Origin of the sequence: Cronobacter sp. HA18006 (genome assembly GCF_011605445.1) — a bacterium.
GTDB lineage: Bacteria > Pseudomonadota > Gammaproteobacteria > Enterobacterales > Enterobacteriaceae > Cronobacter > Cronobacter sakazakii.
Map to the genome: position 1 here is coordinate 20,360 of NZ_JAANQB010000004.1, position 8,522 is coordinate 28,881.

The window sequence follows — 8,522 nt, forward strand, 5'->3', positions numbered from 1 at the left end:
CATCAGGGCGAAACCGCGCCCTGAACGGGGCAAAATGGAATTACTCTTGTTCCCTTCGCAGGTCTTAACCTGATCAGGTTCCGCGGATCCCGAATTAACGGTCTCAGCCCGTGCTGTCGCACTGGGCACTCCGACAAGATAAACCCCGCTAAAATCGCGGGGACATATTTAAACTACTCGTTAATACAGCCGAACTCAAGCCGGTTTGGCGAGGCCGGTTTCGTCATTGGCGCTTTCGCCGAGGTTGTTGTCATAAGCCAGCAAAATGAGCTTATCTTCCAGCGCGAAGCGGGCGGCGAGCGCCTCGCCAATGCCGGAAAGCGCTTCCTGAAACTCCAGGCAGTTATCGTGGTCGATAGCGCTTTCCAGATGCGTGTCGTAGAAATCCATGATTTGCTGGGTGTTGGATTCCAGCTGAGGATAGATTTGCGTGGCGGCGACCAGCGGGCTGGTACCTTCCATTTCGCTGATGACGCGCTCGTAAATATTGAAATGACCGGCGGAGAGGTAATCCACCAGGCAGTGACAGAAATCGTCCAGCGCCTGCTCATCAAGCGCAGTCATCGGCTCCTTGCCGGGTTTGATGCCGACCATCTTGTAATAGGTGACTAACAGATGGTTGCGGGCAGCAAGCCAACGATCAACTAACTCATTACTCCCACCAACGCGTTCCGTCAGACTTTTTAGCTGGTTTAGCATGATCGACTCCATGAGATATAAGATGTAAAAACGCAAATGACCCAAAATATGTAAGAACAATGTTAATAACGTGCCAGTGAAGCAGAGGTAGTGCAATCAATTATGGAACGTACACTAGAAAATTTAGACCATGGCTGGTGGATAGTCAGCCATGAACAGAAATTATGGCTGCCAAATGCAGAATTACCTTACGGCCGGGCCGCGGATTTTGGTCTGACGGGCGAAAAGGCGCTGCAAATTGGTCTCTGGGAAGATGCGCCGGTCTGGCTGGTGCTGCAAAAGCGCGAAAAAGACATGGCCTCGGTGCGACAGCTTATCGACCAGGACGCCGGGCTGTTTCAACTGGCGGGGCGGGGCGTACAGCTCGCCGAGTTTTACCGCTCGCACAAATATTGTGGCTACTGCGGCCATGAGATGCACCCGAGCAAAACCGAGTGGGCGATGCTCTGCGGCCACTGCCGCGAGCGCTACTACCCGCAGATAGCGCCGTGCATCATCGTGGCTATCCGCCGTGACGATAAAATCCTGCTGGCGCAGCATACGCGACACCGCAACGGCGTTTACACCGTGCTGGCCGGGTTTGTCGAAGTGGGCGAAACGCTGGAACAGGCGGTAGCGCGTGAGGTTATGGAAGAGAGCAATATACGCATCAAAAACCTGCGCTATGTGACGTCTCAGCCCTGGCCGTTCCCGCAATCGCTGATGACCGCGTTTACGGCGGATTATGACAGCGGTGAAATCCAGATAGACACCAAAGAACTCATCGATGCGGGCTGGTATCGCTACGACCAGCTGCCGCTGCTGCCAGCGCCAGGCACCGTGGCTCGCCGCCTGATAGAAGATACGGTGGCGCGCTGCCGGGCAGACGATGAATGACGTGATACAATAGCGGCCTGTCGCTTGAGGAATAAGAAAAAATGACCGAACTGAAAAACGATCGTTACCTGCGCGCCCTGCAACGCCAGCCTGTGGATGTCACGCCGGTGTGGATGATGAGACAGGCTGGGCGTTATCTGCCGGAATATAAGGCCACCCGCGCGCAGGCGGGCGATTTTATGTCGCTTTGTAAAAACGCCGAGCTGGCGTGCGAAGTGACGCTACAGCCGCTGCGTCGCTATCCGCTTGATGCGGCGATCCTCTTTTCGGACATTCTGACGATTCCGGATGCGATGGGACTGGGGCTCTATTTTGAAGCGGGCGAAGGCCCACGCTTCACATCGCCCATTACCGGCAAAGCGGACGTAGAAAAACTGCCGGTGCCGGACCCGGAACAGGAACTGGGCTATGTGATGAACGCGGTGCGCACCATCCGCCGCGAGCTGAAAGGCGAAGTCCCGCTGATTGGCTTCTCCGGCAGCCCCTGGACGCTCGCCACTTACATGGTGGAAGGCGGCAGCAGCAAGGCGTTTACCGTCATCAAGAAAATGATGTATGCCGAGCCGCAGACGCTGCATTTACTGCTCGATAAGCTCGCGAAAAGCGTCACGCTCTATCTGAACGCGCAGATCCGCGCGGGCGCCCAGTCGGTGATGATTTTCGATACCTGGGGCGGCGTGCTGACCGGGCGCGACTACCAGCAGTTCTCACTGTATTACATGCATAAAATCGTCGACGGGCTGCTGCGCGAAAACGAAGGCCGCCGTGTGCCGGTAACGCTGTTCACCAAAGGCGGCGGCCAGTGGCTGGAAGCGATAGCGGAAACCGGCTGTGACGCGCTCGGACTCGACTGGACGACCGATATCGCCGACGCGCGCCGTCGCGTGGGCCACAAGGTCGCGCTGCAGGGCAACATGGATCCGTCCATGCTTTATGCGTCGCCTGCCCGTATCGAAGAAGAAGTGGCGTCTATACTTGCTGGTTTCGGCAATGGTGAAGGCCATGTGTTCAACCTGGGGCATGGTATTCATCAGGATGTGCCTCCTGAGCATGCGGGGGCCTTCGTCGAGGCGGTTCACCGCTTATCGGCGCCTTATCACCTGTAAGGAGAAACTATGGATCTCGCGACGCTTCGCGCACAACAAATCGAACTGGCATCTAATGTGGTCCGCGAGGACCGGTTGAACGTCGATCCGCCGACGATAATCGGTGGGGCGGATGTCGGTTTCGAGCAGGGCGGCGAAGTGACGCGAGCGGCGATGGTGCTGCTGAAGTATCCGTCTCTGGAGCTGCTGGAGTACCAGGTGGCGCGCATTCCCACCACCATGCCGTATATCCCCGGCTTTCTGTCGTTTCGTGAATACCCGGCGCTGCTGACGGCCTGGGAGATGCTCTCCAGAAAGCCGGATTTACTGTTTGTCGACGGGCACGGTATTTCGCACCCGCGACGTCTCGGCGTGGCGAGCCACTTCGGGATGCTGGTGGATGTGCCGACGATAGGCGTCGCTAAAAAGCGGCTGTGCGGTAAGTTTGAGCCGCTCAGCGACGAGCCCGGCGCGGTTTCACCGCTGATGGACAAAGGCGAACAACTGGCGTGGGTATGGCGCAGCAAAGCGCGCTGCAATCCGCTGTTTGTCTCGACGGGGCATCGCGTCAGCATCGATACGGCGCTCGGCTGGGTGCAGCGTTGCACGAAAGGCTACCGGCTGCCGGAGCCGACGCGCTGGGCAGATGCCGTGGCGTCCGGTCGTCCCGCCTTTCTACGATGGCAGGAAATTCAGGGGTGATTCAGGTACACTGCCGCTAATTTTCGGTTTGTGAGACACCACTATGTTACAAAACCCTATTCACCTGCGGCTGGAAAAGCTCGAAGCCTGGCAGCATGTGACGTTCATGGCCTCGCTCTGCGAGCGGATGTACCCGAACTACGCCATGTTCTGCCAGCAGACCGGTTTCGGCGATGCGCAGCTCTATCGCCGTATTCTCGATCTCATCTGGGAGACGCTGACGGTCAAAGACGCCAAAGTGAATTTCGACAGCCAGCTCGAAAAGCTCGAAGAAGCGATTCCGGCGGCGGAAGATTATGACCTCTACGGCGTTTACCCGGCTATCGACGCTTGTGTCGCGTTGAGTGAGCTGGTGCATTCGCGCCTGAGTGGCGAGACGCTGGAGCACGCGATTGAAGTCAGCGAGACATCCATCACCACCGTGGCGATGCTGGAGATGACTCAGGCGGGCCGTGAAATGACCGACGATGAGCTGAAAGCAAACCCGGCTGTGGAGCAGGAATGGGATATTCAGTGGGAAATTTTCCGATTGCTTGCTGCCTGTGAAGAACGCGATATTGAGCTGATAAAAGGTCTGCGCGCAGACCTGCGTGAGGATGGAACCAGTAATATCGGTATAAATTTGCAGCAATGAGACAACAAAACGTGATTTACAGCCTGTTTTGTCTCACCTGAAGGCTTCCAATTAGCCCCCCGTCTGGTCTACATTTGGGAGGCGAAAAAAAGTGGCTATCGGTGCGTGTATGCAGGAGAGTGCTTTCAAGGCATTTCCGTCGCACTCGATGCTTAGCAAGCGATAAACACATTGTAAGGATAACTTATGAACAAGACTCAACTGATTGATGTAATTGCAGACAAGGCTGACCTGTCTAAAGCGCAAGCGAAAGCTGCTCTGGAATCCACTCTGGCTGCGATTACTGAGTCTCTGAAAGAAGGCGATGCTGTACAGCTGGTTGGTTTCGGTACCTTCAAAGTGAACCACCGCGCTGAGCGTACTGGCCGCAACCCGCAGACCGGTAAAGAAATCAAAATCGCTGCAGCTAACGTGCCGGCATTCGTTTCTGGCAAAGCACTGAAAGACGCTGTTAAGTAAACCGCGTGGCAGTGAAAGGTTTTAACGAAGGGGCGAGATCGCCCCTTTTGTTTGGCTGGCGTATGCTGGCGCTGGCGGGCGTGCTGTTCCTCTCCGCCTGTCGTTCCACCCCGGAAATTCCCCCTTTTACCGCCAGCGGCTATCTGGCCGATGACGGTGTCGTGCGCCTGTGGCGTAAAGACAATAACGATGGCTCTGTTCATCTGCTGGCGGCGTTCAGCCCCTGGTCTGGCGATAAGACATCGACGAGCGATTATCGTTGGCAGAACGATGCGCTGACCTCCGTGGACTACCAGCTTCAGGGTAAACAGCCTGAGCAGGTCAAAGTGCGTTTTGACGATCGCGGCGGGCTGAGCTTCATGCAGCGTGAAGTCAACGGGCAGAAACAGCAGCTTTCCAGCGATCAGGTCGCGCTGTGGCAATATCGCGCCACGCAGATGCGTAATACCAGCGATGCGCTGCGCGCAGGGCGCGTGGTGTTGCGTCAGGGGCGCTGGAACCCTGATGGCACGATAACGACCTGTGAAGGTCAGATTGTGCAGCCTGAGTTCGACAGAAGGGCGCAGGAGCGGCTTTCAGAACGTCAGCGTCATGCGAAAGCGCGCGTTAGCGCCGCCTGGCTGGAGGCACCGGAAGGCACGCAACTGTTACTGGTGGCAAATGAAGATTTTTGCGCCTGGCAGCCGAAGCCTGACAGCTTCTGAGCCCATAAAAAAAGCGACGGATTTACCGTCGCTTTTGCGTTTACGCCTTTGTAGCGTGCAGGCGTTTATTTCTCCTGCTCGCGTGCAATAGCGCGATAGCCGATATCCTTACGGCAGAAGCAGTCATCCCAGTGAATATCTTCCGCTAAGCGGTAAGCGCGCGCCTGCGCCTGTGCAACGCTGTCGCCCAGCGCGGTCACGCACAGCACGCGCCCGCCGCTGGTTACGACGCGGTCGTCGTCGCGCAGCGTCGTGCCGGCATGAAAGACTTTGCCGTCACCGTTCGCGATCTCTTCAATCGGCAGACCGTGGATCACATCGCCGGTGCGGTAATCGCCCGGATAGCCGCCTGCGGCCATGACGACGCCCAGTGCCGGGCGCGGATCCCACTGTGATTTCACCGTATCGAGTTTGCCCTCGCAGGCCGCCAGGCAAAGCTCGACCAGATCGGACTGCAAACGCATCATGATCGGCTGCGTTTCCGGGTCGCCAAAGCGGCAGTTGAACTCGATAACTTTCGGGTTGCCCTGCTTGTCGATCATCAGACCCGCGTACAGAAAGCCGGTATAGGTGTTGCCTTCTGCCGCCATGCCGCGCACGGTCGGCCATATGATGCGTTCCATCGTGCGCTGGAAAACGTCATCCGTTACGACCGGGGCAGGAGAGTAAGCCCCCATGCCGCCGGTATTGAGGCCGGTATCGCCATCGCCCACGCGTTTGTGATCCTGGCTGGTGGCCATCGGCTCAACATGCTCGCCATCCACCATGACGATGAAGCTTGCCTCTTCGCCATCCAGAAACTCTTCAACAACAATGCGGTGGCCCGCGTCGCCAAACGCATTGCCCGCCAGCATATCGAGCACGGCCGCTTCGGCTTCAGCAAGCGTCATCGCCACGATAACGCCTTTACCGGCCGCGAGGCCGTCGGCCTTGATAACAATCGGCGCGCCTTTTTCACGAATATAGGCAAGCGCCGGTTCGGTCTCGGTAAAGTTCTGGTATTCCGCCGTCGGGATGCGATGACGCGCCAGGAAATCTTTCGTGAAGGCTTTCGAGCCTTCAAGCTGCGCCGCGCCTTTGGTCGGCCCGAAAATTTTCAGGCCCGCGGCGCGAAACGCGTCCACCACGCCGATAACCAGCGGCGCTTCCGGCCCGACAATCGTCAGATCGATATTTTCCGCCTGCGCAAAGCTCAGCAGCGCCGGGATATCCGTCGGGCTGATAGCGACGTTTTGCAGCGCAGGCTCGAGCGCCGTACCGGCGTTGCCTGGCGCCACAAAAACGGTTTCAACGAGTGGCGACTGGACGGCTTTCCAGGCCAGCGCATGCTCGCGCCCGCCGTTGCCAATAACTAATACTTTCATCGTAGCTCCGTGATTAATGGCGGAAATGGCGCATGTCGGTGAAGATCATGGCGATGCCGTGTTCGTCGGCGGCGGCAATGACTTCATCATCGCGAATCGAGCCGCCCGGCTGGATAACACAGGTAATGCCCACAGCCGCTGCGGCGTCGATGCCGTCGCGGAACGGGAAGAACGCGTCGGAGGCCATCGCCGAGCCTTTGACTTCAAGGCCTTCATCGCCTGCTTTGATACCGGCGATTTTAGCGGAATAGACGCGGCTCATCTGCCCTGCGCCAATACCGATGGTCATGTTGTCGCGCGCGTAAACAATCGCGTTGGATTTAACGAACTTCGCCACTTTCCAGCAGAAGAGCGCGTCGCGCAGCTCCTGTTCGGTCGGCTGGCGTTTTGTGACCACACGCAGATCGGCTTCGGTCACCATGCCCAGATCGCGGTCCTGAACCAGCAGGCCGCCGTTAACGCGTTTGAAATCGAGGCCCGGTACGCGAGACTGCCATTCGCCGCACACCAGTACGCGCACGTTTTGCTTCGCGGCGGTGATTTTCAGGGCGTCGTCACTGGCGGACGGCGCAATGATGACTTCAACGAACTGGCGGGAAACGATCGCCTGCGCGGTTTCGGCATCCAGCTCGCGGTTAAAGGCGATAATGCCGCCAAAGGCGGACGTCGGGTCGGTTTTGTACGCGCGGTCATAGGCGTCGAGAATTGAGCTGCTGACAGCAACGCCGCACGGGTTGGCATGCTTCACAATCACGCAGGCCGGTTCGCTGAATTCCTTCACGCACTCCAGCGCGGCGTCGGTATCGGCGATGTTGTTATAAGAGAGCGCTTTACCCTGAACCTGGCGGGCGGTCGCGACAGACGCTTCTTTTATTTCTTCTTCTATATAGAAGGCAGCCTGCTGATGGCTGTTCTCGCCGTAACGCATATCCTGCTTCTTGATAAAGTTCAGGTTGAGAGTGCGCGGGAAGCGGCCAGCAGGGGCAGTGGTTTCGCCATGATAGGCAGGAACCAGGCTGCCGAAGTAGTTGGCTATCATGCTGTCATATGCGGCCGTATGTTCGAAAGCTTTGATCGCCAGATCGAAACGCGTATCAAACGTCAGCGAGCCGTTATTCGCATCCAGCTCATCAATAATGGCGGTGTAGTCACTGCTCTTCACCACAATGGCGACATCTTTATGGTTCTTGGCGGCGGAGCGAACCATCGTCGGGCCGCCGATATCGATATTCTCAACCGCGTCTTCCAGCGTGCAGCCTTCGCGCGCGACCGTCTGTGCAAACGGGTAAAGGTTCACCACGACCATATCAATGGGGGAAATAGCATGCTGCGCCATGATGTCGTCGTCCTGACCGCGGCGTCCCAGAATGCCGCCATGGACTTTCGGGTGTAGGGTTTTAACGCGGCCGTCCATCATTTCCGGAAAGCCCGTGTAATCGGAGACTTCCGTTACCGGCAGGCCAGCTTCCGCCAGCAGACGAGCCGTGCCGCCCGTGGAGAGGAGCTCAACCCCACGCGTTGAGAGGGCGCGGGCGAAGTCGACGATACCGGCTTTGTCAGAAACGCTGAGCAGAGCGCGGCGTACAGGACGAGGTTGTTGCATGTATAAATCCCCTGGATTTGATCATTACAGAAGAGCGTTAGCTAAATTCCAGCCATTTTTTACTGAAATGTAGCTCACGCTCCTGAAAAAGCGTGTGGCGCTAACAGGCCCGCATTGTAGCGAAAACGTTTGCGTGGCGCTCGCAAATTTTCGGCGTGCAGGCTATCTGTGGATAACTCTGTGCGCAAATGCGTATAAACCGGGGTTTTGCTGGGGAATGCAGCAGTCAGTCATTTTTCTGCGATTTAGGTATTGCGGCGCGAAGAGAACTCCCTATAATGCGCCTCCATCGACACGGCGCTGATGAGAAACATCCCACAGCGACGGTGAGTCGGGAAGAGAAAAATCCTGAAATTAAGGGTTGACTCTGAAAGAGGAAAGCGTAATATACGCCAC

The 8,522-nt window shown here is 57.2% G+C and carries 9 protein-coding genes and 1 riboswitch; of the genes, 6 read left to right on the top strand and 3 right to left on the bottom strand.

All coding sequences use genetic code 11. The features are described 5' to 3' along the window. Positions 1-33: 33 nt before the first annotated feature. A riboswitch (TPP riboswitch) is annotated at positions 34-143 on the bottom strand. Between the two features lie 52 nt (positions 144-195). Then, complete coding sequence (locus G9X48_RS01235; RefSeq protein WP_004388102.1) at positions 196-699, bottom strand: Rsd/AlgQ family anti-sigma factor; 504 nt, start codon at positions 697-699, stop codon at positions 196-198. Positions 700-801: 102 nt separating this feature from the next. Between G9X48_RS01235 and nudC the strand changes: the two genes are divergently transcribed. The 6 genes from nudC (at position 802) to G9X48_RS01265 (ending at position 5,159) form a co-directional block, all read left to right on the top strand. Continuing rightward, the gene (nudC, locus tag G9X48_RS01240; RefSeq protein WP_069683197.1) at positions 802-1,575 is read left to right on the top strand and encodes an NAD(+) diphosphatase; all 774 of its coding nucleotides are present in this window, start codon (positions 802-804) and stop codon (positions 1,573-1,575) included. A gap of 41 nt (positions 1,576-1,616) precedes the next feature. After that, a complete protein-coding gene (gene hemE, locus G9X48_RS01245; RefSeq protein ID WP_038878834.1) occupies positions 1,617-2,681 on the top strand; it encodes a uroporphyrinogen decarboxylase in 1,065 nt (354 codons plus the stop codon). A gap of 9 nt (positions 2,682-2,690) precedes the next feature. Further along, positions 2,691-3,362 carry a deoxyribonuclease V gene (nfi, locus tag G9X48_RS01250; RefSeq protein ID WP_004388100.1) on the top strand — a complete coding sequence of 224 codons (672 nt, stop codon included), beginning with the start codon at positions 2,691-2,693 and terminating at the stop codon, positions 3,360-3,362. A 43-nt stretch (positions 3,363-3,405) separates the two neighbouring features. Next, positions 3,406-3,996 carry a YjaG family protein gene (locus G9X48_RS01255; RefSeq protein WP_004388099.1) on the top strand — a complete coding sequence of 197 codons (591 nt, stop codon included), beginning with the start codon at positions 3,406-3,408 and terminating at the stop codon, positions 3,994-3,996. A 186-nt stretch (positions 3,997-4,182) separates the two neighbouring features. Then, complete coding sequence (gene hupA, locus G9X48_RS01260) at positions 4,183-4,455, top strand: nucleoid-associated protein HU-alpha (protein ID WP_002884342.1); 273 nt, start codon at positions 4,183-4,185, stop codon at positions 4,453-4,455. Between the two features lie 11 nt (positions 4,456-4,466). Further along, complete coding sequence (locus tag G9X48_RS01265) at positions 4,467-5,159, top strand: DUF1481 domain-containing protein (protein WP_171964893.1); 693 nt, start codon at positions 4,467-4,469, stop codon at positions 5,157-5,159. 65 nt (positions 5,160-5,224) lie between these two features. Here G9X48_RS01265 and purD read toward each other — a convergent pair whose 3' ends face one another. Further along, positions 5,225-6,523 (bottom strand): phosphoribosylamine--glycine ligase, encoded by a 1,299-nt coding sequence (gene purD / locus G9X48_RS01270; RefSeq protein WP_069683295.1) that lies wholly within the window; start codon positions 6,521-6,523, stop codon positions 5,225-5,227. A gap of 13 nt (positions 6,524-6,536) precedes the next feature. Then, positions 6,537-8,126, bottom strand: a complete 1,590-nt coding sequence (gene purH, locus G9X48_RS01275) for a bifunctional phosphoribosylaminoimidazolecarboxamide formyltransferase/IMP cyclohydrolase (protein ID WP_012126003.1) — start codon at positions 8,124-8,126, stop codon at positions 6,537-6,539. Positions 8,127-8,522 lie beyond the last annotated feature (396 nt).

Excerpts from the sequence above, each read along its gene's own strand:
- G9X48_RS01255 (WP_004388099.1), top strand. The coding sequence starts at position 3,406 with ATGTTACAAAACCCTATTCACCTGCGGCTGGAAAAGCTCGAAGCCTGG.
- hemE (WP_038878834.1), top strand. The coding sequence starts at position 1,617 with ATGACCGAACTGAAAAACGATCGTTACCTGCGCGCCCTGCAACGCCAG.
- nudC (WP_069683197.1), top strand. The coding sequence starts at position 802 with ATGGAACGTACACTAGAAAATTTAGACCATGGCTGGTGGATAGTCAGC.
- purH (WP_012126003.1), bottom strand. The coding sequence starts at position 8,126 with ATGCAACAACCTCGTCCTGTACGCCGCGCTCTGCTCAGCGTTTCTGAC.
- purD (WP_069683295.1), bottom strand. The coding sequence starts at position 6,523 with ATGAAAGTATTAGTTATTGGCAACGGCGGGCGCGAGCATGCGCTGGCC.
- nfi (WP_004388100.1), top strand. The coding sequence starts at position 2,691 with ATGGATCTCGCGACGCTTCGCGCACAACAAATCGAACTGGCATCTAAT.
- hupA (WP_002884342.1), top strand. The coding sequence starts at position 4,183 with ATGAACAAGACTCAACTGATTGATGTAATTGCAGACAAGGCTGACCTG.
- G9X48_RS01235 (WP_004388102.1), bottom strand. The coding sequence starts at position 699 with ATGCTAAACCAGCTAAAAAGTCTGACGGAACGCGTTGGTGGGAGTAAT.